Origin of the sequence: Curtobacterium sp. PhB136 (assembly GCF_004346855.1) — a bacterium.
Lineage (GTDB): Bacteria > Actinomycetota > Actinomycetes > Actinomycetales > Microbacteriaceae > Curtobacterium.
This window is the reverse complement of sequence record NZ_SMGH01000005.1, coordinates 330084-355737: the sequence shown is the minus strand read 5'-3', so window position 1 is coordinate 355737 and position 25654 is coordinate 330084. Positions and strand designations below refer to the sequence as shown.

The following is a 25654-nucleotide window of genomic DNA, read 5'->3' as shown; positions in this document are numbered from 1 at the left end:
TCCCGTCCGGCCTGGAGCCGGGATCTACGCGACGGTCGCGCCGCGCACGTCGGCCAGCGTCGGGTAGTCGGTGTAGCCCTCGGCGCCCTGGCCGTAGAAGAGCTCCGGACGCGGCTCGTTGAGCTCGGCGTCCTGCTCCCAGCGGTGGGCGAGGTCCGGGTTCGCGATCGCGGCACGGCCGACACCGACGCCGTCGGCGTGGCCGCCGTCGACGAGGGCGAGCGCCTCGTCGCGGGTGGTCAGCGCGCTGAAGCCGGAGTTCGCGATGAACGGGGCCCCGACGGTGCGGCGGACGTGCTGCACGAGCTCGCCGGTCGGCTCGGCGTGCAGGACGTCGAGGAACGCCAGGCCGAGCGGCGCCAGGCCCTCGGCGACCGCGGTGTACGTCGCGTGGACGTCCGCTGCGTCGTCCTCGATGACGCCCTGGATGCCGTGCTCGGGGGAGAGCCGGATGCCGGTGCGGTCGGCGCCGATGGCCTCCGCGACGGCGGTGGTGACCTCGATCGCGAAGCGGGCGCGGTTCTCCGGGGAGCCGCCGTACTGGTCGGTGCGGGTGTTCGAGGCGGCGGACATGAACTCGTGCACGAGGTAGCCGTTCGCGCCGTGCACCTCGACGCCGTCGAGCCCGGCGGCGATCGCGTTGCGGGCAGCCTGGACGAAGCCCTGGACGGCGTCCTGGACCTCGGCGGTGGTCAGCTCGTGGGGGACCGGCATGTCGACCTTGCCGGTCGCGGTGTGCGTCTGACCGGGAGCGGCGACGGCGCTCGGGGCGACGATGCGCGGGGTCCCGGAGATCTCGGGGTGCGAGACGCGGCCGCCGTGCATGAGCTGCATCACGATGGTGCCGCCCTCGGCGTGCACGGCGTCGGCGACGCGGCGCCAGCCGGCGATCTGCTCGTCGGTCGCGATGCCGGGCTGGCCGGGGTAGGAGCGGCCCTCCTGCACGGGCCAGGTGCCCTCGGTGACGATCATGCCGAGACCGGCACGCTGGCGGTAGTGCTCGACCAGCAGGTCGTTGGGGATGCCGTGCTCGCCGGCGCGCACGCGGGTGAGCGGGGCCATGACGATGCGGTTCGCGAGGGGGAGAGCGCCGAAGGTGGCGGGTTCGAAGAGCTTCACGCCGAGGGGAACGACGTGTTGCTCGGTGCAATTCCGAGTCGGGGTGGTTTGCTGCGGATTCTCAGTCGCGAGGGCAGACCAGCGTGGAGGAGCGGATCTGGCCCTCCGGTCGGATCACCTGGTGCCGGGAGAGCGCCTTGCCGCACATCGGGCACGGTCGGTCGACGCTGCGGTCGTCCACGCCCTCCGGGTGTCCGGCGCCGATCTGCGACGGGCCCATCTTGCGGATGAGGGTGGTGTTCCACCGCTCGTACCAGCTGCCGAATCGTCCCACGGTCGTCCTTTCGTTCGTGCACTTACTATTGTTGCACGAACGAGTGTCGCGCGTCAGGTCGTCCGGCGATCAGATCCCGTCGACGAGCGTCAGGAGCTCGGTCAGTTCGTCCTTGAGTGCCTCGAGTCGGGCGAGCGGCCAGCCGAGGCGCTCGGCAACGGCGAGGGGGACCTCGCGCGCACGGTCGCGGAGCGCTCGGCCCGCGGTCGTCAGGGACACCTCGAGCTGGCGTTCGTCGGCGGTGCTGCGGGTTCGGCGCAGGTAGCCGGAGGCTTCGAGGCGCTTGAGCAGCGGGCTCAGCGTCGCGGACTCGAGGCGGAGCTCCCCGGCGATCTCGCGCACCGAGCGCGGGTCGTGCTCCCACAGGGCGAGCATCACGAGGTACTGCGGGTGCGTCAGGCCCATCGGCTCGAGCAGGTCGCGGTAGAGCGCGATCACACTCCGGCTGGTGGCGGCGAGTGCGAAGCAGAGCTGCCGGTCGAGGGCGAGCGGGTCGATCTCGGTCTGGGCCATGCGTCCCAGCGTACCGTTCGCGCACGAACGATCGTGCGGTGGGTGCATGGTCTGGATCGCAACGACGGGAGGCCCGGTGCCGGCCTCGTGGACCGGCACCGGGCCTCCCGGCTGGTGCGCTGGTGACGCGCGGTGCGCTGGCGGTGCGCTGTGCGCTGACTGTGCGCGGTGCGCTGGCTAGGCGCGGTGCGCCGGCGGGTGCCCCGACTCGTGCGCGTTGGCGTCCGGCTCCACGGGGAGCGCGTGCGTCCCCGTGTGCGCGCCCTGCGTCTCCGTGTGCGTGCCCTCGGACTCGTGCCCGGCGACCGGGTGCGAGCGCTCCAGCTTCGCGCCCTCCACGTCGACGTCCGGCACGATGCGGTCGAGCCACTTCGGGAACCACCACGCGCTCTTGCCGAGCAGGTGCATCGCCGCCGGGATCAGCAGCATGCGGACCACGAACGCGTCGACGAGCACGCCGAACGCCAGGCCGAAGCCGATCGGCTTGATGGTGGAGGAGTCCGAGAAGATGAAGCCCGCGAACACCGAGATCATGATGATCGCCGCTGCCGTGACCACCGCGCGTCCGGCGTGCAGACCACGCTGGACGGCCACCTTCGCGCTGGCCCCGTGGGCGTACGCCTCGCGCATGCCGGACACCAGGAAGAGCTGGTAGTCCATCGCGAGCCCGAACAGGATGCCGATCTCGATGATGGGCAGGAAGCTCAGGATCGGTGCGGGGTCGTGCACCCCGAACACACTGCCGAGCCAGCCCCACTGGTAGATCGCGGTCAGACCACCGAAGGCCGCGAGGACCGACAGGATGAAGCCCGCCGTCGCCGTGATCGGCACGAGGAACGACCGGAACACGATGATGAGGATGATCAGCGACAGGCCGACGACCACCGCGAGGTAGAGCGGCAGCACGTTCGAGAGCTTCTCGGACACGTCGATGTTCGCGGACGCGTTGCCGGCGACCCCGAGGGTGGCCTTGCCGCCGTCCACGGTCACGTTCTGCGTCCGGAGGTCCTTGACGAGCTCCTCGGTGGAGACGCTGTCCGGGCCGCCGTTCGGCTTCACCTGGAAGGCGATGATCGAGCGGTCCTTCGACGCGCCGATGGGGAGCACGGCGTCGACGTCGGAGTTCTTCGCGATCGCCTGGCCGATGGTGACCTCGGTCGCCGTGACGTCGTCCTCGCTGATCGCCTTCGGCAGCGTGGCGACGACGAGGAGCGGGCCGTTCTGCCCGGCGCCGAACTCCTTGTCGAGCGTCTTGTACGCCTTGTACTGGCTGGAGTCGACGGACTCGGACGCACCGGTCGGCAGGCCGAGGCGCATCTGCGTCGCGGGGAGGGCGATCGTGCCGAGCACCAGGACGCCGGCGACGAGCGTGATGATCGCGCGCCAGGTCGACATCGGCTTGTTCGGCACCCGGGTGGAGCCCGTGTTGCCGATCCGCTCCCGCTCCTTGCGGCGGAGGATCCGCATGCCGATGAGCGACAGCAGTGCCGGGGTGAAGGACGTGGCGATGAGGATGGCGAAGAACACCGCGACGGCGCCGACGGTCCCCATCAGGCCGAGGAACGGGATCCCAGTGATGTTCAGCGCGAGCAGGGCGACGATGACGGTCGCACCAGCGAAGACCACGGCGTTGCCCGAGGTGCCGTTCGCGAGCCCGATCGACTCGTGTACCTGCATGCCCTGCTTCAGCTGGGTCCGGTGCCGGTTCAGGATGAACAGCGAGTAGTCGATGCCGACCGCCAGGCCCAGCATCACCCCCAGCACCGGCGTGACCGAGATGAACTCGACGAGGCTGGAGAACGAGAGTGCCGCGAGGGACGCGACGCCGACGCCGAGCAGTGCGCTGACGAGCGGCACCGCGGCGCCGATCACCGTGCGGAGCATGAAGAACAGCACGAGGGCGGCGATGATGACGCCGGCGATCTCACCGGGGCCGAGGATCGACGGGACGCCCTGCGCGATGTCGTTCGACACGAAGACGTCGACGCCGTCGATCTTCGCGGAGTCGGCCTTGTCGGAGATCGCGGTCTTGGTGCTCTGCGGCACCTCGTAGGTGGACTTCGTGAACTGCACGGTGCCGATGGCCGAGCTGTCGTTCGAGGAGACGAAGCGGATGTCCTTCGACAGGTCGAGGAGCTTCGTGCCCTGCTGGAGCTCCTGCTCGCTGTCGTCGAGCTTCTGGGTGTTCTGGTCGATCGTCTTCTGCGCGTCGGCGATCTGCTGCTCGCCGGCGGTGATCTGGGCCTGCTGCGCCGTGATCTGCGCCTGCGCCTGGGTGAGCTGGGCCTGCGCGGCCTCGGCTGCGGCTCCGGTGGCCGCGGCGGCCTGGGTCTTCTGCGCGTCGAGCTGCTGCTGCGCGGCCGCGATCTTGGCCTTGCCGTCCTCGAGCTGGGCCTTCTGCGCGTCGAGCTGCTTCTGGCCGTCCGCGATCTTGGTCCGGCCGTCGGCGATCTGCTGCTTGCCGTCGACGAGCTTCTGGCGCTGGTCGTCGAGCTGCTTCTGCGTGTCGAATCCGGAGGTGGCGCCCTTGACGCCCTTCAGGTCCTCGAGGTCCTTCAGGAAGTCGGCGACCTCGGTCTTCTGGGTGTCCGAGAAGGCCTTGCCGTCCTTCGTCGCGAACACCAGCGTGCCGGTCCCGCCGTTCGCGCTCGGGAACTTGTCCGCGAGCTCGTCCTGCACCTGGCTGGTCTTGGTGCCGGGGATGGTGATCGAGGACGAGATCGTGCCGGAGAACAGGGCGAAGGTGCCGCCCGCGATCCCCATGATCACGATCCACGAGATGATCACGAGCCAGTGTCGCCGTGCGGAGAATCGTCCGAGGCGGTAGAGCAGACCGGCCATGCGGTGCCCCGTTCCTTTCGTCGTGGTTGGTGCTGGATGAGCGGGGCACGCCGGTGGACCCCCGGTGGTGCGGTCTCAGTGCGCGGGCATGTACCCGCTGCGGACGCTGTGCACGAGTCGTGCGAGCAGGGCGTCCCAGTCGTCGAGCGCCTCTTGATCGAGGCGCGGGCCGGTGGTCTGGAGCCAGTGTTCCGCGATGACGACGATCCCGCTCATCAGGGACTCGACGAGCAGTGCGGCGTCGAGGGCGTCCGCGGCGGGGTGCCGTCGGCGGACCTCGACCCGGAGTCGCTCGGTCACGCGCGAGAACGCCGTCTGGGTGAGGATCGCGGCGCGGGCGTCGGCGACGTCGTCCGGCTCGCCGATGATCGACTTCATCCGCACGATCGCCCGCGCGAGGTCGGCCCCACGCGCGGCCGACTCGATCTCGTCGAACATCGAGGAGCGGGTGCCGTCGCCGACCGGGGTGTTCGCCATGTCGGCGAGGAACCGGTCGATGATCACCGAGAGCACCTCTTCGCAGACGGTGAGCAGGACCTCGTCGAGTGAGGAGAAGTGGTTGAAGACGGTCCGACGGGCGACGTCGGCCCGCGCGGCGAGCTCGTCGACGCTGAAGCCGCGTCCGCCGCGTTCCTCGACCAGGTCGCGAGCGGCCTGCACGATCGCGGCGCGGTGCTTCGCCTTGAGGGCAGCACGGCGGTCGATCGACAGGGTCACGGAAGAGCACACTAAGTGCATCGATGCACTCGGTGCAACTTGTCCGAGCAGACCTTCAGGGTTGTCCCCCGCCGAGTGGAAGACTGGCGGGACCGCCCGCCCGTACGAAGGAGTACCGATGCCCGTCCGCCTGTCCCCGGAGACCCTCGACGAGATCGCCGCGAACGGCGTCGCCGTCCCGACCTACGACCGCGCCGGCATCACCGCCGGCATCGTCCACTTCGGCGTCGGCGGCTTCCACCGGGCGCACCAGGCGATGGTCATCGACCGGCTCCTGCAGCGCGGAGAGGCCCGGGAGTACGGCATCTGCGGCGTCGGCGTCCTCGAGCAGGACCGCCGCATGGCCACCGCGATGGCCGAGCAGGGCGGGCTCTACACGCTCGTCCTCAAGCACGCCGACGGCACCCGCGAAGCGCGCGTGATCGGCAGCATCGTCGACTACATGCTCGCCGTGGACGACCCGGACGCCGTGGTCGAGAAGATGGCCTCGCCGGAGACCAGGATCGTCAGCCTGACCATCACCGAGGGCGGCTACAACTTCGACCACGTGACCGGTGCGTTCGTGGCCGAGGAGCCCGGCGTCGTCGCGGACCTCCGTGGTGACCAGCCGCCGCACACCGTGTTCGGCCTCGTCGTCGAGGCACTCCGGCGTCGCCGCGACCGGGGAATCGCCCCGTTCACGGTGATGTCGTGCGACAACATCCAGGGCAACGGGCACGTCGCCCGGGACATGTTCACCGCCTACGCGCGGCTGCAGGACCCGGCGTTCGCGGACTGGATGGACGAGCACGTCAGCTTCCCGAACTCGATGGTCGACCGGATCACGCCGGTCACGACCGACGAGGACCGGGCGTCCGTCCGTGACGACCTCGGCATCGAGGACGCCTGGCCCGTCGTCGCCGAGCCCTTCTTCCAGTGGGTGCTCGAGGACGCGCACCCCGCCGGACGCCCGCCCTACGAGGAAGCCGACGTCCAGCTCGTCGAGGACGTCGAGCCCTACGAGCTGATGAAGCTGCGGCTCCTCAACGCGAGCCACCAGGGGCTGTGCTACTTCGGGTACCTGTCCGGGTACCGCTACGCGCACGAGGCCACGCAGGACCCGGCGATCGCCACGTTCCTCCGCCGCTACATGGACGAAGAGGGAACGCCGACGCTGCAGCCCGTCCCCGGCATCGACCTCGAGGACTACAAGTCCACGCTCATCGAGCGGTTCCAGAACCCCGAGGTGCGCGACACCCTCGCCCGGCTCTGCGCCGAGTCGAGCGACCGCATCCCGAAGTGGCTGCTCCCCGTGGTGCGGGAGAACCTCGCGTCCGGCGGTCCCGTGACGATGTCCGCCGCCATCGTCGCGTCCTGGGCGCGCTACGACGAGGGGACGGACGAGTCCGGCGAGCCGATCGAGATCGTCGACCGGCTGGCCGACTCGCTCCACCGCATCGCGCTCACGCAGCGCGAGGACCGGCTCGCCTTCATCCAGAACCGGTCCGTGTTCGGCGACCTCGCCGACGACGAGCGGTTCGTCGCCGCGTACCGGGACGCCCTCGACGGGCTGATCGACGACGGCGCGCACGCGACCGTCGAACGGCTGTCGCGTCCTGTCGTCGATCGGTGAACCGGACTGATCGCCTCTACGCGCTGGTCGAGGAACTCCGGGCCGTCGCACCCGGGCGACGGAGCGCACGGTGGCTGGCCGACCGGTTCGCGGTCAGCGCGCGGACCGTCGAGCGGGACCTCGTCGCGCTGCAGGAGGCGGGCGTGCCGATCTGGGCCGAACCGGGCCGGACCGGCGGCTACACGATCGATGCCCGCGCGACCCTGGGGCCGCTCGGGCTGACCGTCGACGAGGCCCTGGCGGTCGCGATCGGTCTCGGGACGCTGGCGACGAGCCCCTTCCGGGATGCCGCGCTGCGTGCTGCGAGGAAGGTGACGGCCGTGCTGGCGGAGGACGACGCCCGTCGGACGGCTCGGCTCGCCGGGCGGGTGCACCTGCTCGAGTCCGGTGAACGCGCGCCCGCGCCGACCGGTCTCGCGCGGGCGCTGACCGGTGGACGGGTGGTCCGGATGACCTACCGGGACGCCGCCGGGCAGGAGTCCGAGCGGACCGTCGAGCCGCTCGGGTACATCGGCAAGGGCGAGGACTGGTACCTCGTCGCCTGGTGCCGCCTCCGGGAGGGGGTGCGTGCGTTCCGGGGTGACCGGGTGCTCGCGGTGGCGGAGACGGGCGAGCGGGTGCCGGCCCGGGTGGTGCGGCTCGAGGACCTCGACATCCCGCACGGTGTGCTGCGCCCGGTGCTGCCGGGCTCGTCTCCGGATTCGTGAAACTCCGACAGGACGCTGTCGCCTCCCCGGAGGATGCTCTCCTCGTCGGCCACGGTGGTCGACGGGAAGGCAGCCATGGAGTTCGCATCGATCCGGATCATCACCGAGGACCTCGACGGGATGGTGACGTTCTACGAGCGGGTCACCGGCACCACGGCACGGCGGCCGGCGCCGGTGTTCGCGGAGATCGTGACCGGCGGAGCCGTGCTGGCGCTCGGGACGCCGGCGACCGTGGCGATGCTCGGGGCGGGCGCGCCGACGGCCGGGGCGAACGGCAGCGTCATCGTCGAGTTCCTCGTCGGCGACGTGGATGCTTCGTTCGAGCGCCTGCGCCCGGACCTCGACGACGTGGTGCTCCCGCCCACGACGATGCCGTGGGGCAACCGCTCCGCGCTGTTCCGCGACCCGGACGGCAACCTCGTCAACCTCTTCACCCGCCCGGTGCTCACAGGTACGGGCGGGTGAGGAGCTCGATGTAGTGGCCGGCGGGGTCGAGCAGGTAGACGCCACGGCCGTCGTGCTCGGTGTTCGTCTCTCCCGGGCGCTGCCGCTGCGGGTCGGCCCAGTGCTCTCGACCCTCGGCGGTGATCCGGGCGTAGGCGCGGTCGAAGTGGTCGTCGTCGAGCAGGAACGCGTAGTGCTGCGGCGGGAAGTCGATCGGTGGCGCGGCGAACTGGAGCAGGACGCCGTCCGGCAGCTGCAGGTTGGTGAAGGGACCCCAGGACGGGGCCTCGGCGGCTTCGAGCAGGTCGCGGTGGAACGCCGCGGAGACCGCGGCGTCCTTCGCCGCGATGATCGTGTGGTTGAACGATGCGGTCATGCGGTGAGGCTAGCCCCGCGTGCGCCTCAGGGGGAGTCGTCCCACGGCGCGGGCGTCGTCGTGCCGGTCTCCCAGCCCCGGCGCAGGATGCCGTAGCCCACCGATGCGCGCGGGCTGCCGCCTGCGACCGGCCAGCCCTCGCGGTAGTGCGCCTCCTTGACCCAGCCGGCGCGGCCGAAGACGCGGCGCATGGCGGTGTTGTCGTCGCGGGTCTGTCCCTCGAAGCGCGTGACCTCGGGCAGCGTTCGGAAGACGTGGTCGGTGAGCGCCCGGAGTGCCGGAACGCCGAGGCCGTGACCGCGGTGGGAACCGGCGATGCGGAGGTCGAACAGGGGCACGGGGTCGGACAGGTCGAAGTCGTCGGCGGTGAGGAAGAGGAGCAGTGCTCCGCGGTCAGACCCGGTCGGGTCAAGCCGGACGAGGCGGATGGCAGCTGTGGTCGATCGATCGGTCACGCGGCGAGGCTACCGACGGCTGTCCACAGATGCTCTCGGGCGCCTCTGGATTCCGTCAGCCACTGTCACGATCCGTAGGGTGACGAACGGAACTGGTCCTCGGGGCGCCGTGCGGCCTCGCAGGCCAATCGCGTTCGACTCCGGGGTGCGTGCCCGACACCGTCTGGCGACGGTGCGTGCGATCGAGACAGCCGCGGTCGCACTCGTCACGGAGCGTGGCTTCGAGGACGTCACGGCGCGCGACATCGCGGCCGAGGTCGGCCTGACCGAGCGGACGTTCTTCCGGTACTGCCCCGAGAAGGTGGACGCCTTCCGGGCCACGCTCCACATCGTGCACCGGTTCGCGGTGCCGGAGACGGGCGGGCCGGTCGGCTTCACGGACCTGACCGAGTGGATCGCCGAGTTCCTCGCGCGGCTCGAGCACGACCGGGCTGGTGCACGCGAGCGGCTCCTGGCGATCTGGCGCATCGTCGGAGCGGACCCCGCACTGTTCGCCGCGATGGCCGCTCGGGACGCGGCGCAGTCCCCGCAGCTGCAGCAGCGCTGGCGGGGTGCGGATCCGTTCGCCGTGCCGTTGACGCTCCTGGCGCTGCGAGTGGCGCTCGAGACCTGGGCAGCGGAGGTCGACCCGACGCTCGACGAGGCCTTCCGCGGGACGTGCGCGCGCCTGGGCGACAGCGTTCGCCGATGACGCAGGTCGGGATCGGATACTGGACGCATGCGTGCTTCGACGACGGTGTCCTCGGCAGCGATCGGCCTGGCGGTCGTGATGGCGGTGGCCGGGTGCAGCGGGGGTGCGGCACCGGCCGCCGACACCGACACCGCGACCCAGACCACCACGCCGACCGCGACCGCGTCGATGGCGCAGCGGTCCGCAGACGCGTCGTTCCGGCGGCTCGAGCAGCAGCACGACGCCCGGCTCGGCGTCGTGGCCGTCGACACGGGCTCGGGACACCGGGTCGAGTACCGGCAGGGGGAGCGGTTCGCGTTCGCCTCCACCAACAAGACCTTCATCGCCGCGGCGGTCCTCGCCGGGGCATCCGACACCGACCTCGAGACCGTCGTGCACTACGACCGCAGCGACCTGCTCGACTACGCGCCGATCACGAGCCGGTTCGTGGACACGGGCATGACCGTCCGGGAGCTCATCGACGCGTCACTCCGGTTCAGCGACAACACCGCGGCGAACCTGCTCGTCGAACGGCTCGGCGGCCCGGACGCCGTCGAGCGGTACCTGCGCGGCATCGGGGACCGCGTCACGAACGTGGACCGGGTCGAGCCGGAGCTGAACGAGGCCACCCCGGGCGATGCGCGGGACACCACGACCCCGGCGCAGTTCGCGACGGACCTGCGGAAGGTCGTGCTCGGGACGACGCTCGAGCCGACTGACCGGACGTTCCTCCGCGACACCATGCTCGACAACACCACGGGTGCGGGGACGGTCCGCGCCGGCGTCGACCCGGCGTGGCCGGTCGCCGACAAGACCGGTACGGGGGAGTACGGCGTCCGGAACGACATCGCGGTGGTGTACCCGTCGGGTCGCGCGCCCCTCGTCGTCGTCGTGATGACCTCCGGCAAGCAGTCGGACGCCACGGCCGACGATGCCCTGGTCGCCGCGGCCACGAAGGCAGCCGTCGCAGCCCTGCGCTGAGCGGATCTGCGGGTCGGCGGGTCAGCAGGTCAGCGGGTCAGCGCGGCAGGGTGTGCGCCCAGCGGCCGATGGCCTCGTATGCCTGCTCGCGGACGGGGCCGGCGGAGAGCACCACGTCGTGCAGGGCGCCGTGGAGCCGTCGCACGGTCACCTCGTCCCCGAGGGACAGCGCCCGGTGCGCGACCGCGTCGACGTTCAGGGCGACGTCCGCGTGCGCCATGCCCTCGTCCCAGCGGGGCTGGAGCATGCTCTTGTCGCTCAGCATCGTGAGCACGGGCACCGCGATCCCGAGCCCGTGTTCCACGGTCCCCTGCCCGTCGAACACCGCGGCGAGCCACCCCGGGTGCAGCGGGAACCCCCGCTCCGGTCGCCACTCCTGGTCGTAGGTCCAGCGGCCCTCGCCGGTGGCCGAGACGGTGCGCGTGTAGAACCCCGGGTCGACGGCAGGCAGCGGCGCGAGCGGGTTCCGTCGCGCTCCGAGCTTGATCATCGGAGCGACGAGCGCCCGGCCGACCGCCGACGCCTGGAACTCCAGCCACGGGCTGTTCAGGATGAGGCCGTCGACGGCCCCCGGGTGCCGTGCGGCCCAGAGGGACAGCGTGAGCCCGCCCGTCGAGTGCCCCATCGGCACGAGGCGACGGCGCTCGCCGTGGTGCTCGGCCCGGATGACGTCGAGTGCGGCGCCGATGTCCTCGTCGTACGTCTCGAGCGAGTCGATGAACCCCGGTGTCTGCCGTGGTCGGAGGCTCCGGCCGTACTTCCGCAGGTCCAGCGCGTGGAACCGTGCCCCGAGCCGCTCGATGCGCTCGGCGAGCTCGGTCTGGAAGAAGTAGTCCGACCACCCGTGCACGTAGAGCACGTCGGTGCCGTGCAGGGGACCGCCCGCGTGCAGGAGGTCGGCGGCGGAGCGACGTCGGCGGACGAGGGTCGCGACGACCGCACCCTCGGAGTCCTCACCGAGTGGGAGTTCGAGCCGCTCGTACGGCGCACCGAGGACGTCCTCCGTCCACTCGGTGCGTGTCATCCCTCGTTCCTACCGTGATCCGCCGGAGCGCGCCCAGCGGCGGACACGTACGCTCGGCGGCATGGCTGACTTCACCGAGGCGCAGGCCGCCGTCGTGCGGATCGAACGGGCAGAGGAAGGGCGCTGGGACCTCACGGTCATCAGTGACAGCGGCGTGAAGATGGGACACGGCGTGTACCTCTTCGAGCCGGAACGGGACGACGCCCAGGACGAGGTCGCGGGCGCCGCCGAGTTCGTCCGCGACTACGGCTTCCGCTTCGAGGCCGACGCCGTCGTCGCCGACGGCCCCGATGCGTTCTGGGCGCCGCTGCTCCCGCTGGACTGACGGCTAGGACAGCTTCTTGCTGTCGTCGAGCCAGCCCGCGAGCTTCGTCATGTAGTCGGCCTGCGACGCGTAGTCGAGGGCCGGGAACGTCCAGCTGTGGACCTGACCGGCCTGCAGGGCGGCGTTGTCCGCGAAGGTCGGCTGCTTCTCAAGGTCCGCGACCTGGTAGCCCTGCTGCGAGAGCAGGAGCACGTCGCCGGTGATCTGACCCGCGTTCTCCCAGCTGTAGATGCCCCAGTAGAAGCCCTTCGGCTTCGGGTTCACCAGGTCGACGCCGAAGTCGGTGTACATCTGCAGCGTCGGCTCGTCTGCCGGGCGGGTGACGTAGGCGCCGTCACCGTCCGCGTACATCGACACGACCGTCAGGTCGCTGTCCTTCGCCGCGGTCTCGAGCTTGCCCTTCGCGGTGTCGAACCGCTTCTCGGCGGCGTCCACCTTCGACTGCTTCGCGCCGAGCGACTCGGCGAGCCCGGTGATGTCCTTGATCACGTCGAGGCCCTTGCCGCCCCACCGCACCTGGGCGACCGGGGCGATGGCGGCGATCTGCTTCTGCTGCGCCATGTCCTTGAAGCCGTAGCCCGGCTGGGACGTGTCGAGCGTGCCCTTCTCGTCGGTCGGGTAGACCGAGGTGACGACGAGGTCGGGCTGCAGCGCGGCGAGCTTCTCGAGGTCGATGTCGCCGTAGCCCGTGCCGAGCTGCGTGATGCCGTCCGTGTCGAGGCCCGTGAACCGGGCGTCGTCGGCCATCGTGAGCTGCCCGAAGGTGCCGACGGGGTGCAGGCCGTACTGGACGAAGGAGATGGCGATGTCGTTGAGGACGACGACCTTCTTCGGCGTGTGGTCGACCTTCACCGTGGTGCCGGTGGCGTCCTTGTAGGACCAGGCGCCGTTCGACGCGGACGTGCTGTCCGAGCCGGCGGCGTCCGAGGACCCGGTCGACGAGCAGCCGGTGAGGAGGAGGGCCGACACGGCCACTGCGGTGAGGAGTACGGAACGGAGCTTCACGTTAGGAGAGGCTAACCTAAGAAAGCGCGGCTGGCGAGTCCGGCGTCCTCCTCCGGGACGGGGAGGTGGTCGAGATCGTGCTCGTCGGCCTCCGGCACGACCATCGGCGCCCCGGTGACCGGGTCCGGCACGACCCGCGCGTGCAGTCCGAACGCGTGCTGGAGCACCGCGGGCGTCAGGACCTCGGCGGGGGTGCCGTCGGCGACCACACCGCCGTCGTGCAGCACGACGAGCCGGTCCGAGTAGCGGGCGGCGAGCGAGAGGTCGTGCAGGACCATCACGACCGTCGCACCCTGGTCGCGGTTGATCCGCCGGACGAGCCGGAGGACCTCGAGCTGGTGCGCGAGGTCGAGGTACGTCGTCGGCTCGTCCAGCAGCAGGGTGTCGGCGCGCTGGGCGAGCACGAGCGCGATCCACGCCCGCTGCCGCTGCCCGCCGGAGAGGCTCGCGACGTCCCGGTGCGCGACGTGCGTGAGCCCGGTGGCGGCGATCGCCTCCTCGGCGACGCCGGCGTCCTCGGCGGTCCACGGCTTCGCCCACGACTGGTGCGGGTTGCGTCCGCGCATCACGAGGTCGAGCACGCTCGTGCCGGCCGGGGCCACCGGGGACTGCGGGAGGATCGCGAGCTTCCGGGCGACCGCGCGGTTCGGCTCCTTGCGGATCGGGACGCCGTCGAGGTGGACCTCGCCCGCGATCGGCTTGAGCACGCGGCCGAAGGCCTTGAGGAGGGTCGACTTGCCGCAGCCGTTCGCGCCGAGGAACGTCGTCACGGTGCCGCGCTCGATGCGGAGGTCGAGGCCGTGGAGCACGGCGTGCCGCTCGTAGCCGACGGAGAGCCCGCGCGCTTCGAGGACCGGGGTCGTCGTCATCGGGACATCTCCTTGCGGTGGCGGATGAGGAGCCAGATCAGGTACGGCGCACCGATCACGGTCGTGACGATGCCGACGGGCACCTGCCACGGGAACGCCGAGCGTGCGAGCAGGTCGGCGGCGAGGACGAGGACCGCACCGAGGGCGGCGGAGAGCAGCAGCGGCGGCCGGTTCGTCCCGGCGAGGCGCAGGGCGATCTGCGGGACGACGAAGGCCACGAAGCCGACCGGGCCCGCTGCGGCGACGGCGGCGGCGGTCAGCACGACGGCGAGGGCGATGACGAGCAGCCGGTGCCGCTGGATGCCCAGCCCGACGCCGACCGCCACCTCGTCGCCGAGCTGCCCGATCCCGAGCGCCGCACTGGTCGCGAGGGCGATCGGGACCGCGACCGCGGCGACGACGAGCAGCGGCCAGACGCTCGCCCACGAGGTGCTCGACAGGCTGCCGACGAGCCACTGCGACGCCGCGGCCGCCTGGGTGATCTGCGCCCGGACGAGCAGGTAGCTGGTGACCGCGTCGAGCGTCGCGCTCACGCCGATGCCGACGAGCACGAGCCGGTAGCTCTGCACCCCGCCACGCCAGCCGAGTCCGTAGACGACGATCGCCGCGACGAGGGCGCCGATGGTCGCCGCGACCGGGATCCCGCTGCCGAGGACGACGGCGCCGATCGCGTACGACCCGCCGCCGAGGACGACCGCGGCGACGGCGCCGACGCTCGCACCCGAGGTGACGCCGATGATGTCCGGCGTCCCGAGCGGGTTCCGGGTGAACGTCTGCGTGAGGGCGCCGGCGACCGCGAGGGTCAGGCCGACGAGCGCGCCGGTCAGCACCCGGGGGAGCCGCAGCACGGTGATGATGAACGCGTCCGGCCCGGTCTCCAGACCGAACAGCGAGCGGACGACCGTCGCCGGGGCGATCCAGGTCGAGCCGATCGCGACGCCGAGCACCACCAGGAGCAGGGCCGCCACGACGGCCGCGATCGTCATCCCGAAGACACGGGGGCGCCAGGCGAGCCCGACCGGCCCGAACCGCACACCGCGGAGCACCGGCGCGCCACCGTCGCCGGTCCCGTCCGCCGCGCTCACAGTGCCACCAGCGAACGGCGACGGGCGACGGCGACGAACACCGGACCGCCGATGACGGCGAGGATGATCCCGACCTCGACCTCGGCGAACCCGCCGACGAGCCGCCCGACCACGTCGGCGAGCAGCACCAGCGCTGCGCCGATCAGGGCCGACGCCGGGAGCGCCCAGCGGTGTCCGGTGCCGACGAGGGCACGGGCGACGTGCGGGACGGTGAGCCCGACGAAACCGATCGGGCCCGCGGCCGCCGTGGCCCCGGCAGCGAGGAGCGTGATCCCGCCGAGCCCGACGAGCCGGGCGACGACGACGTTCTCGCCGAGGCCCTTCGCGAGCTCCGCACCGAGCCCGAGGGCGTCGAGCGCGCGGACGTTCAGGACCGCGAGCACGAGCCCGACGACGAGGAACGGCCAGACCGCGCCGAGGACGTCGAGCTGGCGACCGGAGAGCGACCCGACGACCCAGAGCCGGTACGCGTCGAGGGAGTCCCGGTCGGTCAGCACGATGAAGGAGGTCACGGCGCCGAGCAGCGCGGACACCGCGGCGCCGGCGAGGGCGAGCGGCACCGGGCTGGCCGTCCCGCTGCCGGCGATCGTGACGGAGAACACGACGACGCTGGCCACGACGGCACCCGCGAGGGCGAACCACACCGTCACGCCGGTGTTCGTGATCCCGAAGACGTACACACCGAGCACCACGGCGAGTCCGGCACCGGCCGAGACGCCGAAGAGGCCGGGGTCGGCGAGCGGGTTCCGGGTGTGCCCCTGCATGAGGAGCCCGGCGATGCCGAGCGCTGCTCCGACGGCAGCGCCGATGAACGTCCGCGGGATCCGGGAGCCCCAGACGATCGCGTCGTCGGTGCTCGATCCGGTGTGGAGCAGGCCGGCGATCACCCGGTCGACGCCGATCCTGTTGCTGCCGAAGAGCATGCTCAGCGCCGCCGTGACCGCGAGGACCACGATCATCAGCACCACGAAGAGCATGCGACGACGGAAGGTCACCCGGTGGACGCCGGCGGCACCGACGGACCGGGAGACGGGGTCGGCCAGGGCAGTGGAGGGGGCTGGCACGGAGAACATCTTAGGTTAGCCTTGCCTCATGGCGAAGACCCCGCGGCTCCTGCCCACGAACCCCCGGCTCTTCCGTGCACGGGTGCTCCGCTCCGAACGCGCGACGCCCTCGATGCACCGCGTGACGATCACCGGGGACGATCTCCACGAGTTCGCCTACATGGGGTTCGACCACTGGTTCCGCCTGTTCCTGCCGCTCCCGCACCAGGACGAGTTCCGGCTTCCGGAGCTCGACGGCACGAAGTGGTGGCCGCCGTTCCTCGCGATCCCCGAGGACGTCCGCCCGCACTGCGCCAACTACACGGTCGCCGCGTTCCGCCCCGCGACCCCCGCGACCGCGGCGGAGATGGACATCGACTTCGTGGTGCACACGAACGCCGACGGCGAGCTCGACGGCCGCGCCGCGCTCTGGGCCTGCGCCGCACGACCGGGCGACCGGCTCGCGATCCTCGACCAGGGCTGCATCTTCGACTGCCCCGACGACGCGACCGAGGTCCTGGTCGTCGCCGAGGAGACCGGTCTGCCGGGCGTCGTCGGGATCGCCGCGTCCCTGCCCCGCGACGCCGTCGGACGCATCATCCAAGAGGTCCCCACGGCGGCGGACGTCCGCGAGCTCGACGCCCCGGCCGGTGTCACGGTCACCTGGATCGTCCGCGACGACGCACGTGGTGCCCACGACGGGCACGCCGTCCCCGGTGCCGCCGCGCTCGAGGAGCTCCGCCGGCACACCCCGGCCGACGACCGCGGGTACGCGTTCGTGGTGGGGGAGTCGCGCCTGGCGACCGAGGGGCGCCGTCACCTGCACCGCGCCGGACTCCCGAAGAGCCGCATCACCTTCAGCGGCTTCTGGAAGCACGAGGCCCGCGAGACCGTCGACGCCTGACCACGCGGGTCACGGCCGCATCGGGGCCGGCAAACGCGACGGACGGGAGGCCCGGTGCCAGCTGGCACCGGGCCTCCCGTCCGATCTGTGGTGGCGTCAGCCCTTGAGGCCGGAACCCGTCACGCCCTCCACGATCTGCCGCTGGAAGATCAGGTAGAGGATGATCAGCGGCAGCGCCGCGAGGAGCGCACCGGCCTGGATGTCGGCGTACCGCTGGCCGAAGCTGCCCTGGACCGTGGCGAGCCCGACCGGGATCGTCATGAGGTCCGGGTTCGACAGCACGAACAGGGGCAGGAGCAGGTTGTTCCAGACCCCGACGAACGTCAGGATCGTCACCGCGGCGATGACCGGACGCGACAGCGGCAGGATCACCGACCAGTAGACCTTCCAGATGCCCGCACCGTCGATGCGTGCCGCTTCCTCCAGTTCACGCGGGATGCCGTCGAAGAACTGCTTGAAGATGAACACCGCGATCACGGCGGGCACCTGCGGGAAGATCACCGACCAGTAGGTGTTCAGGAGGCCGACCGCGTTGAGCTCCTGGAAGATCGGGATGATCAGCACCTGGGTCGGGATCATGATCCCGAGGATGATCAGCAGGAACGCGACGTTCCGGCCGCGGAACACGAGCCGGGACAGCGCGAACGCCGCCATCGACGCGAACAGCACCGTCAGCAGCGCGGTGATCACGCTGGTGATCGCGCTGGCGAGGTACCAGTTCCAGATGTCACCGGCCTGGAACAGTGCCGCGTAGGAGTGCAGCGTCGGGTTCCAGTTCGACAGGATCGAGTTCGCGCCCAGTGCGGCGACGCCGTTGTCGGACAGCGACGTCTTCAGCGCGAACAGGCTCGGGATGAGCCAGATGATCGCGAAGACCGTCAGGATGATGCCCGACGCGATCGTGAAGCCCCTGCCGCTGACGCCGATCTTCGCGGCGCTCGTCGGTGCAGCCGACGAGACGCCGGTGCGGAGCTTGGTGCGACCCGTGGTGATGCTCTCGGTGGTGGACATCTCAGGCACCGATCTCTCGCTTGGCGGCAGCGCGCTCGACGAGCTGCCGGATGACTGCGATCGCGACGATCACGATGAACAGGAGCACCGACGCGGCCGACGCCGCACCGAGGCGGTTGTCGGTGAAGCCGACACCCGTGATGAGCTGCAGCGAGACCTGGGTCGAGATGCCCGGCCCGCCGTTCGTCATCAGGTACACCTGGTCGAAGATCTTCAGGCTGGCGATGATCTGCAGCAGGATGACGAGCGTCGTCGTGCGGCCGAGGAGCGGCAGGGTGATCGACTTGATCTGCTGCCAGTTCGACGCACCGTCGACGGCGGCCGCTTCGTACAGCTCGCGGGGGATCTCCTGGAGACCCGCCAGGTAGAGCACGAAGTTGAAGCCGAGCGTCCACCACACGGTGGCGATCGCGACACCGATCATCGCCGTGTTCGGGCTGGACAGGATGCCGGAGCCGGGGGTCATGCCGAGCGCGGACTGCATGCTCGCCCACAGGCCGGTCGCCGGCGTGAAGATGAACACCCAGATCAGGGAGATCGTCGCCGACGGCAGGATGAACGGCAGGAAGAACGCCAGGCGGAAGAACCACTGGCCGCGGTTCATCCGGTTCGTCAGCACGGCGAACACGAACGCCAGGATGACGAGCGGCGGCGTCGTGTAGAGCGTGAACTGCAGGGTGTGCCAGAGGGCCGACCAGAAGTCGGAGCGCCCGAGCATCTCGGCGTAGTTGGCGAACCCGGCGAAGCTGCCGAGCCCGGTGCGGACGGTCGAGGTGTTGAAGAAGCTCGAGACGAGCATCCACACGGTCGGACCGAGGAGGAAGGCCAGGTAGAACAGGCCGAAGGGGGCGAGGAACAGCCATCCGCTGCGGCCCTGGCCGCGGGTGAGGCTGGTCCGGTAAGTGCGGATGCGGCGTGGAGCGGTCGCGGCGTCCGTCGGGCGGTCGAGGACTGGTGCTGTGGTCACGTCATCGTGCCTTTCGCGCGGTGTTCACGTCCCCGCTCACAGCGGGCTCGGGGTGTTGAGGTAGGTCGCGAGCTGGGACTTGATCGCCTTCAGCGCCTGCGCGGGGGAGGAGCTGCCCTGTTGCACGAGGGCGAGCTGGGCGCCGACGGTGCCCTCGAAGGTCGAACCGGAACCGCCGTACCAGGCGGCGTCGTCGAACACGGCGGTCTCGGCGGCCGCTGCGTAGTTGGACTGCGGCGTGAGCTTCTTGTACGCGGTGCTGTCGAACGTGGGCATGTAGGCGGGGACGTGGCCACCTTCGGCCCAGGTCATGCTCTGCTCGAGCATCTGCTTGATGAAGAGCATCGCCTGCTTGCGCTGTTCGGGGGTCCGGTCCTTGCGGGGGAGCACGAACGTGTGCGAGTCGGCCTGGGTGGCCGGCTTGTCGTAGAGCTGCGGGATCGGCGCCATGCCGAACTTCAGCCCCTTGATCGACTGCGCGGTGCTGATCTCCCACTCGCCCTGCATGAAGAACGCGGACTTGCCGGTGAACATCTGCGATTCCGCCGTGGCGTAGTCGAGGGCCTTGTTGAGCCAGCCCTGCTGCACCCACTTCTGCGTGCGGCTGGTGACCTCGTTGTAGGCGTCCTCGTTCACGGTGAGCTTCGCGCCACCGTCGCTGAGGAACGGGGTCGCGCCGTTGATCTGGTTGTAGAGCGTCCAGAAGAAGCGCCACGGGGTCGCGGTCTCGGGGACCACGTTCGCGACGTTCAGCGCCGTGCCGCCGGTGACCTTGGCGGCGGCGGCCATCGCTGCCTCGAACGTGTCCATGCCGGACAGGTCCTTGAGGTTGCCGTCCGAGTCGAGCAGGCCCGCCTTCTTGCAGATGTCAACGTTGTAGAAGAGCACGAACGGGTGGGTGTCGAGCGGGATGGCGATGTTCTTGCCGTCGGTCTTCTGCGCCGTCCACGCCTTCTGGTTGAAGTCGCTGGCGCTGAGGCCGACGCTCGCCAGGTCCTCGGACGTGATCGGGTCGAGGAGGTCCCCGTCCCACAGCGGCTTCGCCCGGGTCAGGTGGGCGACCGCGACGTCCGGCGGCTTGTTCCCGACGGTGGCCAGTGTCAGCTTCGAGTAGTACGGGTTGCCCCAGGCGAACGTCGTCGCCTGCAGCGACGAGGATCCGCCGTGCTGCTTGGCGTAGCCGGCCTCCATCGCCTGCATGCGGGCGCCGTCACCACCACCGAACAGGTTCCAGAAGACGAGGGTCTCGGGGTTGAGGGCGCTCCCCGCGAGTCCGGCCGACAGCGGGCTGGAGCAGGCCGCCAGTGGCAGGACGGTCGCGGCAGCAGCACCTGCTGCCAGGAAGCCGCGTCGCGTGAGTCGCGACACGGGTGGGGTCGGTCGATTCGGCATGGCATCACTCCATCGGGATGGGCCGGGCTGGGAACACCTGGGCCGGTGCTCCGTGAGCGCTCACATTAGCCCGCAGTCCGTCGGCGCGCCACCCCTTTCGTGTCGGGGCGGATACCGGTAGCGTTGCAATCAGGTGAGCGCTCACTTTCGTGACGGGGTGCCACCCATCCGGATTCGCCCATGCCCGGTTCGCCGGGACCCCGGTTCGCCGGGACCCGGGTTCGCCCGGACCCGGGTCCGCCCGGACCGGGTCCGCCCGGACTCATACGTTGCACGCACGATCGAAGGAGATCCATGCCCCGCACACACCTCGTCCTGGACGCCGCGTTCACCGTGGGGCCGGTGCGCCGCCGTCTGTTCGGTGGCTTCGTCGAGCACCTCGGCCGCCACGTCTACGACGGCATCCACGAACCCGCCCACGAGACCGCCGACGAGCACGGCTTCCGCAAGGACGTCATCGAGCTCGTCAAGGAGCTCGGCGTCACCACCATCCGCTACCCCGGCGGCAACTTCGTCTCCGGCTACAAGTGGGAGGACGGCGTCGGCCCGGTCGACCAGCGTCCCCGCCGCCTCGACCTCGCGTGGCACTCCACCGAGACGAACGAGGTCGGCCTCCACGAGTTCCAGCAGTGGCTCGACTCCGTCGGCTCCGAGATGATGCTCGCCGTCAACCTCGGCACCCGCGGCACCGACGCCGCCATCGAACTGCTCGAGTACGCGAACATCCCCGGCGGCACCGCCCGTTCCGACGAGCGCAAGCGCAACGGCCGCGAGGAGCCCTTCGGCGTCACGATGTGGTGCCTCGGCAACGAGATGGACGGGCCCTGGCAGCTCGGCCACAAGAACGCCGACGACTACGGCAAGCTCGCCGCGATGACCGCGAAGGGCATGCGCCAGATCCAGCCGGACCTGGAGCTCGTCATCTGCGGTTCCTCCGGAGCGTCGATGCCGACGTTCGGCGAGTGGGAGCGCACCGTCCTCGAGCACGCCTACGACGACGTCGACTACATCTCCGCGCACGCGTACTACGAGGAGGGCGACGACCTCGCGTCGTTCCTCGCCTCCGGCGTGAACATGGACAAGTTCATCGACACCGTCACCACGGCGGCGGACCACGTGCAGGCGCACAAGAAGTCCGACAAGCGCATCGACATCTCGTTCGACGAGTGGAACGTCTGGTCGATCACGAAGTGGAACGAGCAGCAGCAGTCCTTCACGCTCGACGAGTGGCCGGTCGCACCGCGTCTGCTCGAGGACGTGTACACCGTGGCGGACGCCGTCGTCGTGGGCGGCCTGCTCATCTCGCTCCTCCGGCACGCGGACCGGGTCGCGTCGGCCTCCATCGCGCAGCTCGTCAACGTGATCGGCCCGATCATGACCGAGCCCGGTGGCGAGGCCTGGCGTCAGACCACGTTCTTCCCGTTCTCGCTGACGTCGCGCCTGGCGCACGGCACGTCGCTGCGGGTCGTCGCGTCGGGTGACACCGTCGACGGTGGCAAGTACGGGGACGTGCCGGTCGTCGACTCCGCCGCCACGGTCACCGAGGACGGCACGGCAGCCGTCTTCCTCGTCAACCGCCACCCGTCCGAGAGCACCACGGTCACGATCGACCTCGGTGGCCTCGCCGTGTCGGGTGACGTGCACGCCGAGGGTGTCTGGGACGACGACCTGCACGCGGTGAACGACCTCGCGAACACCGCGCGCGTCGGGCTCCGCACGAACGACACGGTCCGCCGCGAGGGTGACACCGTCACGATCGAGCTCCCCCCGGTGAGCTGGACGGCGCTGTCGATCGGGTAGGTGCTGCGCGTCCGCGGAGCGGCCGGGCGCGGCCGGGCGCGGAGCGGCCGGCCGGCCGGTCGGTCGGTCGGTCGTTTCGCGCGTAGGTGGTCGAAACGCGCGTAGGTGGTCGGTTCTTCCGACCTCCTACGCGCGTTTCCTCTTTCCAGTGCGCGCGCGATGGGAAGGAACGTGCGGACCACCGGGCGGGAGGCTCGGTGCGGGGCCGGCACGAGCCTCCCGTCCGCAGTGTGGGAGCTTGCGGACATGGTGCGGCCTGCCGCGCCGGGCACGGTGTACGGAACCGCGCACACTGCGGGCGGACGGGCGCGCGCCGCGTCAGCGCGCCGGCGCGGCGCGTCAGCGCGCCGGCGGCGCCGCCGTGCTCGCGCGCACGACCAGGCGCACCGGGACGAAGTCCGTCGCGGCGGTGACCGGCGCGCCCTCGATCTGGGTGAGGAGCGTCGAGACTGCGCGGCGCCCGACCTCGTCGAAGGACTGGTGCACGGTGGTGAGCGGCGGCCAAAACGAGTCGGACTCCGGCATGTCGTCGAAGCCCACGATGCTGAGGGACTCCGGCACGGGGCGCCCGAGCTCGTGGCAGGCGCGGAGGATGCCGAGCGCGGTCTGGTCGTTCGCGGCGAAGACGGCGGTGATCTCCGGGCGGCGGGCGATCTCGAGGCCGACCCGGTAGCCGGACGACGTGCCCCAGTCGCCGTGGAACACCGGCGGGACCGGGCGGCCGGCGGCGGTGAGGGTCGAGCGCCACGCCGCGAGTCGCCGGCTCGAGGAGTACGAGGAGGACGGCCCGGCGACGTGCCACACCGTCTCGTGCCCGAGGTCGAGCAGGTGCTGCGTGGCGAGCCGTGCACCCTCGGCCTGGTCGGTGTCGATCGCCGGGTGCTCGGTCGTGCCGGTGGAGTCGACGACCACGACGGGGACGCCGTCGGGGAGCGCGACCTCGGCGGTGTCGATGACGTGCGACTCGATGATGATCACGACGCCGTCGACCGCCTGTTCGTGCAGGCGTGAGAACGCCGAGCGCACCCCCTCTTCGGTGCGGGATGCCATCGGCAGCAGCGTGATCGTGAAGTCCGCGGCCCCGGCGGCGTCGGCGATCGCCTCGAGGGTGCGCATGTTGCCGAAGGACGCGAGCGTGAACATGATCACGCCGATCGTGCGGAAACGCCCGGAGCGCAGGGCCCTGGCGGCACGGTTCGGGCGGTAGCCGAGCGAGGTCATCGCCGCCTGCACGCGGAGCCGGGTGTCCGGGCTGACGTTGTCGAAGCCGCGCGCCACGCGGGACACGGTCTGCATCGAGACGCCGGCGGCCTCGGCGACGGCGGCGAGCGAGGGGGCTCGACGGGCGGACGACAGATCGGTGCTCACATCGCCCCCTCTCGTTCGGAATGCCGCAGGAACACCCGACGGCTGCCCCGAACGCTAGCGCATGTTGACGTTGCCATGCTATCGTCGCGCCGTTCGATGTTGACGTCAACATGGTCGCGGCGAAACCGCGAGCAGCACGCCGCCCGAACGCACCCGAACGCAGCAGACGAAGGAGTCACATGAGCACGCTCGCAGCGCGCCCGGCAGCGGCCACCGCTCCCGCCACGCCCCCGCGACGTCGGCCGAAGCCCCGCGGACGGTTCACCGGATGGCTGTTCGTCGGCCCGTTCGTGGCCGTCCTGGTCCTGATGCTCATCGTCCCGATCGGGTACGCGCTCTGGCTCAGCCTGTTCCGCGACCAGCTCGTCGGCGGCAACCAGTTCGTCTGGTTCGCGAACTACATCCAGCTCTTCCAGGACTCGCAGTTCTGGACCGGGTTCGGCCGCGTCGCGATCTTCCTCGTGATCCAGGTGCCGATCATGCTCGGCCTGGCGCTCGTCGCCGCGCTGGCGCTCGACAGCGCCCGCCTGTGGGGAACGAGCTTCTTCCGCATCGCGGTGTTCCTGCCCTACGCGGTCCCCGGCGTCGTCGCGGCGCTCATCTGGGGCTTCATCTACGGCAACCAGTTCGGCCTGACCGGTGCCGCGAACCACGCGCTCGGCATCGACCTCCTGCAGCCGTTCAGCCCGACCTGGGTCCTGACGTCCATCGGCAACGTGGTCACGTGGGAGTTCCTCGGCTACAACATGCTGATCTTCTACGCGGCCCTCCGCACCGTGCCCGGCGAGCTGTACGAGGCCGCCGAGCTCGACGGTGCCGGCCCCCTGCGCACGGTGTTCTCGATCAAGCTCCCGGCGCTCCGCGGTCCGATGGTCATCGCCACGATCTTCTCGATCATCGGCAGCTTCCAGCTCTTCAACGAGCCGAACCTGCTGAAGACCCTGGCCCCGAACGTCATCGGCAGTGCCTTCACGCCGAACATGTACGCCTACTCGCTGTCCTTCAGCGGCCAGCAGTTCAACTACTCCGCCACCGTCGCCATCGTGATGGGCGTCATCACCGCCGTGATCGCCTACGTCGTGCAGGTCCGCGGTACCCGACAGGAGAACCGATGAGCACCCTCCAGAGCCCCCCGGCCACGGTGACCGAGGCGACCACGACGCTCCGCGACGGCCGCGCCGGAGCGGGACGAGCCTCCCGGAAGGCGAAGCAGCCCGTCGACGGACGCAAGCCGAAGCGGTCCGGTCTGCTGACCGCCGTGATGGTCGTCTTCGTCGTCTACTCGTTCGCGCCGCTGTTCTACCTGCTCGTGAACAGCACGAAGACGCAGTCGTCGCTGCTGTCCACGTTCGGCCTCTGGTTCGGCGGGAACTTCAACCTCTGGCAGAACATCGTCGACACGCTGACGTACAACGACGGCATCTTCCTGCAGTGGTTCGGCAACACGCTGCTGTACGTCGTCGTCGGTGCCGGCGGGGCGACCCTGCTGGCGACGGTCGCGGGCTACGGCATGGCGAAGTTCGCGTTCCCCGGCCGCCGCGCGGTGTTCGCCGTGGTCCTCGGTGCGATCGCGGTGCCCGGCACGGCGCTGGCCGTCCCGACCTTCCTGCTCTTCTCGCAGGTCGGCCTGACGAACACCCCGTGGGCGATCATCCTGCCGTCCCTGATCAGCCCGTTCGGCATGTACCTGATCTGGACCTACGCGGTCGACGCGATCCCGACGGAGCTCATCGAGGCCGCCCGGATGGACGGCGCCGGCGAGTTCCGGATCTTCTTCACCATCGCGCTCCGGCTGCTCGCGCCCGGCGTGGTCACGGTGCTGCTCTTCGCGGTCGTCGCCACCTGGAACAACTACTTCCTGCCGCTGATCATGCTGAGCGACCCGAAGTGGTACCCGCTCACCGTCGGCCTCAACCAGTGGAACGCGCAGGCCACCGGCTCCGGTGCCCAGCCGATCTACAACCTCGTCGTCACGGGATCGCTCCTCACGATCATCCCGATCGTGGTCGCGTTCCTCTTCCTGCAGCGCTTCTGGCAGTCCGGCCTCGCGGCCGGGTCCGTCAAGGCCTGAGCCCCGGACGGGAGGCTCGTGGCGATCCCGCCACGCGCGCCCGCCGACCACCACAGCAGCACCACTCCCAACACGAAGAAG

Annotated in this window: 26 protein-coding genes; 10 read left to right on the top strand and 16 right to left on the bottom strand. The window is 70.6% G+C overall.

What is annotated here, in order from left to right; translation table 11 throughout:
* Window positions 1-24 precede the first annotated feature (24 nt).
* The 5 genes from EDF27_RS08060 to EDF27_RS08040 form a co-directional block, all read right to left on the bottom strand.
* Entirely contained in the window at window positions 25-1119 is a 1095-nt protein-coding gene (locus EDF27_RS08060) for an alkene reductase (protein ID WP_123701923.1), read from the bottom strand.
* A 61-nt stretch (window positions 1120-1180) separates the two neighbouring features.
* The gene (locus EDF27_RS08055) at window positions 1181-1393 is read right to left on the bottom strand and encodes a hypothetical protein (protein WP_123701925.1); all 213 of its coding nucleotides are present in this window, start codon (window positions 1391-1393) and stop codon (window positions 1181-1183) included.
* Window positions 1394-1462: 69 nt separating this feature from the next.
* Window positions 1463-1906 (bottom strand): MarR family transcriptional regulator, encoded by a 444-nt coding sequence (locus EDF27_RS08050; protein WP_132048114.1) that lies wholly within the window; start codon window positions 1904-1906, stop codon window positions 1463-1465.
* A gap of 177 nt (window positions 1907-2083) precedes the next feature.
* Window positions 2084-4747, bottom strand: coding sequence for an MMPL family transporter (locus EDF27_RS08045; RefSeq protein ID WP_123655729.1), 2664 nt, complete (start codon window positions 4745-4747; stop codon window positions 2084-2086).
* Window positions 4748-4822: 75 nt separating this feature from the next.
* A complete protein-coding gene (locus EDF27_RS08040; protein WP_165931400.1) occupies window positions 4823-5464 on the bottom strand; it encodes a TetR/AcrR family transcriptional regulator in 642 nt (213 codons plus the stop codon).
* Between the two features lie 118 nt (window positions 5465-5582).
* On the opposite strand from EDF27_RS08040, the gene EDF27_RS08035 reads away from it, so the two are divergent.
* The 3 genes from EDF27_RS08035 to EDF27_RS08025 all read left to right on the top strand — a co-directional run bounded on the left by EDF27_RS08035 (window position 5583) and on the right by EDF27_RS08025 (window position 8248).
* Window positions 5583-7076 carry a mannitol dehydrogenase family protein gene (locus tag EDF27_RS08035; protein WP_132048112.1) on the top strand — a complete coding sequence of 498 codons (1494 nt, stop codon included), beginning with the start codon at window positions 5583-5585 and terminating at the stop codon, window positions 7074-7076.
* Window positions 7073-7783 carry a WYL domain-containing protein gene (locus EDF27_RS08030; RefSeq protein WP_132048110.1) on the top strand — a complete coding sequence of 237 codons (711 nt, stop codon included), beginning with the start codon at window positions 7073-7075 and terminating at the stop codon, window positions 7781-7783. The genes EDF27_RS08035 and EDF27_RS08030 overlap by 4 nt, the downstream gene beginning before the upstream one ends.
* A 75-nt stretch (window positions 7784-7858) precedes the next feature.
* Window positions 7859-8248, top strand: a complete 390-nt coding sequence (locus EDF27_RS08025) for a VOC family protein (RefSeq protein WP_132048108.1) — start codon at window positions 7859-7861, stop codon at window positions 8246-8248.
* On the opposite strand, the gene EDF27_RS08020 is transcribed toward EDF27_RS08025, so the two are convergent.
* Together EDF27_RS08020 and EDF27_RS08015 are read right to left on the bottom strand one after the other, a co-directional pair.
* Window positions 8229-8603 (bottom strand): VOC family protein, encoded by a 375-nt coding sequence (locus tag EDF27_RS08020; RefSeq protein WP_123655723.1) that lies wholly within the window; start codon window positions 8601-8603, stop codon window positions 8229-8231. The two genes, EDF27_RS08025 and EDF27_RS08020, sit on opposite strands and share 20 nt — an antisense overlap.
* Before the next feature lie 26 nt (window positions 8604-8629).
* Complete coding sequence (locus tag EDF27_RS08015) at window positions 8630-9058, bottom strand: GNAT family protein (RefSeq protein WP_132048106.1); 429 nt, start codon at window positions 9056-9058, stop codon at window positions 8630-8632.
* Between the two features lie 172 nt (window positions 9059-9230).
* On the opposite strand from EDF27_RS08015, the gene EDF27_RS08010 reads away from it, so the two are divergent.
* Both EDF27_RS08010 and bla read left to right on the top strand, forming a co-directional pair.
* The gene (locus EDF27_RS08010) at window positions 9231-9749 is read left to right on the top strand and encodes a TetR/AcrR family transcriptional regulator (RefSeq protein WP_207909584.1); all 519 of its coding nucleotides are present in this window, start codon (window positions 9231-9233) and stop codon (window positions 9747-9749) included.
* Window positions 9750-9776: 27 nt separating this feature from the next.
* A complete protein-coding gene (gene bla, locus EDF27_RS08005; protein WP_132048102.1) occupies window positions 9777-10709 on the top strand; it encodes a class A beta-lactamase in 933 nt (310 codons plus the stop codon).
* A gap of 37 nt (window positions 10710-10746) precedes the next feature.
* Here bla and EDF27_RS08000 read toward each other — a convergent pair whose 3' ends face one another.
* Window positions 10747-11733 carry an alpha/beta hydrolase gene (locus tag EDF27_RS08000; protein WP_132048100.1) on the bottom strand — a complete coding sequence of 329 codons (987 nt, stop codon included), beginning with the start codon at window positions 11731-11733 and terminating at the stop codon, window positions 10747-10749.
* A 61-nt stretch (window positions 11734-11794) separates the two neighbouring features.
* Here EDF27_RS08000 and EDF27_RS07995 point away from each other — a divergent pair, with 61 nt between their 5' ends.
* The gene (locus EDF27_RS07995) at window positions 11795-12058 is read left to right on the top strand and encodes a hypothetical protein (RefSeq protein ID WP_123701943.1); all 264 of its coding nucleotides are present in this window, start codon (window positions 11795-11797) and stop codon (window positions 12056-12058) included.
* Window positions 12059-12061: 3 nt separating this feature from the next.
* Here the strand turns inward: EDF27_RS07995 and EDF27_RS07990 are convergent, their stop codons facing one another.
* The 4 genes from EDF27_RS07990 to EDF27_RS07975 are packed head-to-tail and all read right to left on the bottom strand — an operon-like array spanning window position 12062 to window position 16081.
* A complete protein-coding gene (locus EDF27_RS07990) occupies window positions 12062-13063 on the bottom strand; it encodes an ABC transporter substrate-binding protein (RefSeq protein ID WP_132048098.1) in 1002 nt (333 codons plus the stop codon).
* Window positions 13064-13074: 11 nt separating this feature from the next.
* A complete protein-coding gene (locus EDF27_RS07985) occupies window positions 13075-13932 on the bottom strand; it encodes an ABC transporter ATP-binding protein (protein ID WP_123655717.1) in 858 nt (285 codons plus the stop codon).
* Complete coding sequence (locus EDF27_RS07980; protein ID WP_243698255.1) at window positions 13929-15017, bottom strand: iron ABC transporter permease; 1089 nt, start codon at window positions 15015-15017, stop codon at window positions 13929-13931. Before EDF27_RS07980 ends, EDF27_RS07985 begins: the two co-directional genes overlap by 4 nt.
* Window positions 15014-16081 (bottom strand): iron ABC transporter permease, encoded by a 1068-nt coding sequence (locus EDF27_RS07975; RefSeq protein ID WP_243698254.1) that lies wholly within the window; start codon window positions 16079-16081, stop codon window positions 15014-15016. The genes EDF27_RS07980 and EDF27_RS07975 overlap by 4 nt, the downstream gene beginning before the upstream one ends.
* A 28-nt stretch (window positions 16082-16109) precedes the next feature.
* Between EDF27_RS07975 and EDF27_RS07970 the strand changes: the two genes are divergently transcribed.
* A complete protein-coding gene (locus EDF27_RS07970) occupies window positions 16110-16964 on the top strand; it encodes a siderophore-interacting protein (RefSeq protein WP_132048094.1) in 855 nt (284 codons plus the stop codon).
* A 96-nt stretch (window positions 16965-17060) separates the two neighbouring features.
* On the opposite strand, the gene EDF27_RS07965 is transcribed toward EDF27_RS07970, so the two are convergent.
* From EDF27_RS07965 to EDF27_RS07955, 3 genes are read right to left on the bottom strand one after another with little or no spacing between them, the layout of a single operon-like run.
* Window positions 17061-17975: a carbohydrate ABC transporter permease gene (locus EDF27_RS07965; RefSeq protein ID WP_123655714.1), complete on the bottom strand. Its 915-nt coding sequence runs from the start codon at window positions 17973-17975 to the stop codon at window positions 17061-17063.
* Between the two features lies 1 nt (window position 17976).
* Window positions 17977-18942 carry a sugar ABC transporter permease gene (locus EDF27_RS07960; protein WP_123655713.1) on the bottom strand — a complete coding sequence of 322 codons (966 nt, stop codon included), beginning with the start codon at window positions 18940-18942 and terminating at the stop codon, window positions 17977-17979.
* Window positions 18943-18978: 36 nt separating this feature from the next.
* Entirely contained in the window at window positions 18979-20334 is a 1356-nt protein-coding gene (locus EDF27_RS07955; protein ID WP_123655712.1) for an extracellular solute-binding protein, read from the bottom strand.
* Window positions 20335-20628: 294 nt separating this feature from the next.
* Between EDF27_RS07955 and EDF27_RS07950 the strand changes: the two genes are divergently transcribed.
* The gene (locus EDF27_RS07950) at window positions 20629-22134 is read left to right on the top strand and encodes an alpha-N-arabinofuranosidase (RefSeq protein ID WP_132048092.1); all 1506 of its coding nucleotides are present in this window, start codon (window positions 20629-20631) and stop codon (window positions 22132-22134) included.
* 339 nt (window positions 22135-22473) lie between these two features.
* On the opposite strand, the gene EDF27_RS07945 is transcribed toward EDF27_RS07950, so the two are convergent.
* Window positions 22474-23502 carry a LacI family DNA-binding transcriptional regulator gene (locus EDF27_RS07945; RefSeq protein ID WP_243698253.1) on the bottom strand — a complete coding sequence of 343 codons (1029 nt, stop codon included), beginning with the start codon at window positions 23500-23502 and terminating at the stop codon, window positions 22474-22476.
* Window positions 23503-23681: 179 nt separating this feature from the next.
* Here EDF27_RS07945 and EDF27_RS07940 point away from each other — a divergent pair, with 179 nt between their 5' ends.
* The gene (locus EDF27_RS07940) at window positions 23682-24617 is read left to right on the top strand and encodes a sugar ABC transporter permease (RefSeq protein WP_123655709.1); all 936 of its coding nucleotides are present in this window, start codon (window positions 23682-23684) and stop codon (window positions 24615-24617) included.
* Entirely contained in the window at window positions 24614-25573 is a 960-nt protein-coding gene (locus tag EDF27_RS07935) for a carbohydrate ABC transporter permease (RefSeq protein WP_123655708.1), read from the top strand. Before EDF27_RS07940 ends, EDF27_RS07935 begins: the two co-directional genes overlap by 4 nt.
* The last annotated feature ends 81 nt before the right edge of the window (window positions 25574-25654 follow it).

Bases quoted from the DNA above. Each gene is read 5' to 3' on its own strand.
- EDF27_RS08050 (WP_132048114.1), bottom strand. From the start codon at position 1,906: ATGGCCCAGACCGAGATCGACCCGCTCGCCCTCGACCGGCAGCTCTGC.
- EDF27_RS08045 (WP_123655729.1), bottom strand. From the start codon at position 4,747: ATGGCCGGTCTGCTCTACCGCCTCGGACGATTCTCCGCACGGCGACAC.
- EDF27_RS08035 (WP_132048112.1), top strand. From the start codon at position 5,583: ATGCCCGTCCGCCTGTCCCCGGAGACCCTCGACGAGATCGCCGCGAAC.
- EDF27_RS08025 (WP_132048108.1), top strand. From the start codon at position 7,859: ATGGAGTTCGCATCGATCCGGATCATCACCGAGGACCTCGACGGGATG.
- EDF27_RS08020 (WP_123655723.1), bottom strand. From the start codon at position 8,603: ATGACCGCATCGTTCAACCACACGATCATCGCGGCGAAGGACGCCGCG.
- bla (WP_132048102.1), top strand. From the start codon at position 9,777: ATGCGTGCTTCGACGACGGTGTCCTCGGCAGCGATCGGCCTGGCGGTC.
- EDF27_RS08000 (WP_132048100.1), bottom strand. From the start codon at position 11,733: ATGACACGCACCGAGTGGACGGAGGACGTCCTCGGTGCGCCGTACGAG.
- EDF27_RS07995 (WP_123701943.1), top strand. From the start codon at position 11,795: ATGGCTGACTTCACCGAGGCGCAGGCCGCCGTCGTGCGGATCGAACGG.
- EDF27_RS07985 (WP_123655717.1), bottom strand. From the start codon at position 13,932: ATGACGACGACCCCGGTCCTCGAAGCGCGCGGGCTCTCCGTCGGCTAC.
- EDF27_RS07970 (WP_132048094.1), top strand. From the start codon at position 16,110: ATGGCGAAGACCCCGCGGCTCCTGCCCACGAACCCCCGGCTCTTCCGT.
- EDF27_RS07965 (WP_123655714.1), bottom strand. From the start codon at position 17,975: ATGTCCACCACCGAGAGCATCACCACGGGTCGCACCAAGCTCCGCACC.
- EDF27_RS07955 (WP_123655712.1), bottom strand. From the start codon at position 20,334: ATGCCGAATCGACCGACCCCACCCGTGTCGCGACTCACGCGACGCGGC.
- EDF27_RS07950 (WP_132048092.1), top strand. From the start codon at position 20,629: ATGCCCCGCACACACCTCGTCCTGGACGCCGCGTTCACCGTGGGGCCG.
- EDF27_RS07940 (WP_123655709.1), top strand. From the start codon at position 23,682: ATGAGCACGCTCGCAGCGCGCCCGGCAGCGGCCACCGCTCCCGCCACG.
- EDF27_RS07935 (WP_123655708.1), top strand. From the start codon at position 24,614: ATGAGCACCCTCCAGAGCCCCCCGGCCACGGTGACCGAGGCGACCACG.